Annotated in this window: 3 protein-coding genes and 1 tRNA gene; all 4 read right to left on the bottom strand. The window is 51.2% G+C overall.

Annotated features, from left to right (window positions below; all coding sequences use genetic code 11):
• Window positions 1-183: 183 nt before the first annotated feature.
• Window positions 184-1,146 carry a transcription termination/antitermination protein NusG gene (gene nusG / locus AXE77_RS05105; RefSeq protein ID WP_165846079.1) on the bottom strand — a complete coding sequence of 321 codons (963 nt, stop codon included), beginning with the start codon at window positions 1,144-1,146 and terminating at the stop codon, window positions 184-186.
• Between the two features lie 26 nt (window positions 1,147-1,172).
• Entirely contained in the window at window positions 1,173-1,400 is a 228-nt protein-coding gene (gene secE / locus AXE77_RS05100) for a preprotein translocase subunit SecE (RefSeq protein ID WP_116712416.1), read from the bottom strand.
• A 35-nt stretch (window positions 1,401-1,435) separates the two neighbouring features.
• A tRNA-Trp gene (locus tag AXE77_RS05095) sits at window positions 1,436-1,511 on the bottom strand.
• Between the two features lie 210 nt (window positions 1,512-1,721).
• Window positions 1,722-2,684, bottom strand: a 963-nt coding sequence (locus AXE77_RS05090; protein ID WP_133296288.1) for a pyridoxal phosphate-dependent aminotransferase, incomplete at its 5' end; no start/stop codon positions are given.

Here is a 2,684-nt window from a genome sequence, read left to right as displayed (position 1 = left end):
CCCCCCCCCCATGGTTAAATTCAAGTCAAACTAAATATTTGGAAATATTTATTACTTACGTTTATAAAAGCAGTATTATTGCAAGAAAATTTCGGATTATTTCCCATTTTGCGGCGTGTCGCAGTAAATAACAAAAACCGGAGCGCGAATTAACACACCCCGGTTTGTAAAAGTTATAAAAGCTCAAACAATCGGCTCGACTTGGTTGAATCCAAGCTCCACAGGAGTTTCGCGGCCAAAGATGGAAACCAACACCGTAAGCTTCTGAGTTGTAAGCTCCACATCCGAAACCACGGCAGCCATCGTTGCGAATGGTCCATCCGTAACCGTCACCTGATCGCCCACCTTGTAAGCAACTTCAACCTTGCGCTTACGTGCTGCAGCAGGCTTGTCACCAGCATTGCGCAAAGCTTCGGAAGCAATCATCGGCGCCATCATGGCCACAACTTCCTTACGAGTTAACGGCGCAGGATCCTTAGAAGGACCAACGAAGCCAGTCACACCCTCAGTTTCGCGCACAATGCGACGAGCGTTCTCATCAGGCCACATACGAATCAACACGTAACCAGGCACGCGCACGCGGGTAATAACCTTCTTACCCTTTTCCGTATGCTTCTCAACCTCTTCCATAGGAACTTCAATCTGGAAAATCTTATCTTCCAAACCAAAGCTTTGCACACGAGACTCAACGTTCGTTTTCACACGCTTTTCGTAGCCGGAATACGTGTGAAGCACGTACCACTTGCCTTCCAAAGTGCGGAGTTTCTTAGAAAATTCGGTTACGGCAATCGCGCCAGCGTCTGTTGGATCGGAGGTATCATCAGCAGAAGCGTCGGCTGCGGAATCAGCGTCAGCATCGGTAGCGTCGGCAGCGACATCGTCGGAATCGTCGGAATCGTCAGAATCATCGGCATAGTCTGCATAGTCGTATGCGTAGTCCGCAGCAGCGACAGCATTCACGGCATCAGCATCGCTAGCAGCGCTAGCAGCGTCGGCATCGTCGGCAGCAGAAGCCGCACCTTCAACACCAGACTCGGAATCAAGAGCTGCAACAGCCGCATTCGCAGCCTCCGTCGCTTCAGCGGTATCAAACGCCTCAGCAGTCTCAGCAGCATCTGCCTCTTCGAGATTGAACTCATCAGTCATATTGTATACACCTTCAAAATCTCAAATCAGCCGAACAACCACATCACGAACTTACCCAAACCGAAGTCCATGCAGCTGACGAAAACCATCAAGAACGCAACAAAAATAAAAACGGCAGCGGACCAAGCAAACAATTCCTTACCGTGAGGCGCAATCACCTTACGCGTTTCATCAATAGTCTGCTTGACGAACATGCCAATACGCATGAACAAATTTGGCTTTACTGCTTTCCTAGTGCTGCTTGCCTGTGCCATGCTGATTCCTTCGTGTAAAAATTTGAACTAAAAACTGGCAGGGACGGCGGGACTCGAACCCACAACCTACGGTTTTGGAGACCGTTGCGCTACCAATTGCGCCACATCCCTAAGGTGAACTCGCCTATCATACCCCAAAAGGGGCGACATAGCAAACCGCCAAATAGTTATGCTAGCTCAAGCCCACGATTTCGCCATATTCGCACCAAGGCGAGTGTCGCGAAATAGCAATATTACGCTTCTATTACGCAGGCCCACGCTTCTATTATTACGCAGGCCCACGCTTCTATTACGCCTCAACCCACGTCTATTACGCGTCTACTACGCCTCAACCCACTGCTTCATGCGACGCATGCCCTCAGCAAGCTGATCATCCGCAAGCGCGCAAGAGAATCGCAAATAACCAGGAGCGCCAAAAGCCTCGCCAGGAACGGCAGCAACATGCGCTTCATCGAGCAACATTTCAGCAAATCGCGCAGAAGTGTGCGGCACCTCGCCATGCTCGCCAAGCGGACGCTCAAGCAACGCCTCAACGTTAGCAAACGCGTAAAAAGCGCCGTGAGGAAGCGGGCAAGTAACGCCGTCAATATTGTTAAGCGCTTCCACAATCGCCCTACGACGAGCGTCAAAAGCTTCGCGCATTGTGGCAACCACGTCCAAAGACCCGCCAACCGCAGCAATTGCCGCGCGCTGCGAAATATTGGAAACGTTTGAAGTCATGTGGCTTTGCAGCTTCACTGCAGCTTTCGCAACGTCCGCAGGCGCAACCATCCAGCCAACTCGCCAACCAGGCATGGCGTAAGTCTTGGCAACACCGTTCAAAATCAGCAGCTGATCTCGAACTTCCGGCACCTCAACGCCAACGTAAGAAGTCGAAATTCCGTCGTAATGCAAGTGCTCGTAAATTTCGTCAGAAAGCACCCAAATATGGTGTTTTACAGCCCACTCGCCGATTGCGCGAATAGTTTGCGCACTCCAAATAGCTCCAGTAGGATTCGACGGCGAATTGACAATAATTGCGCGCGTGCGCGAAGTGCGTGCGGCTTCAATTGCCTCAATATCCGGCTCAAAACCGCGGTCCGCACCAGCTAAAACCGGCACAGGCACACCGCCGGCAAGCTTCACAGCCTCCGGATAGCTCGTCCAATAAGGCGCCGGAATAATAACTTCGTCGCCATCATTCAGGAGGATTTGGCAGGCTTCGTACACAGCTTGCTTTCCGCCGTTTGTTACTACTACTTGATTTGGGGAGACTTCGTAACCGGAGTCGCGCTTTACTTTGTG

This window comes from Gardnerella massiliensis (assembly GCF_003408845.1).
GTDB classification, from domain to species: Bacteria; Actinomycetota; Actinomycetes; order Actinomycetales; family Bifidobacteriaceae; genus Bifidobacterium; species Bifidobacterium vaginale_H.
This window is presented reverse-complemented; position numbering and strand designations above follow the sequence as displayed.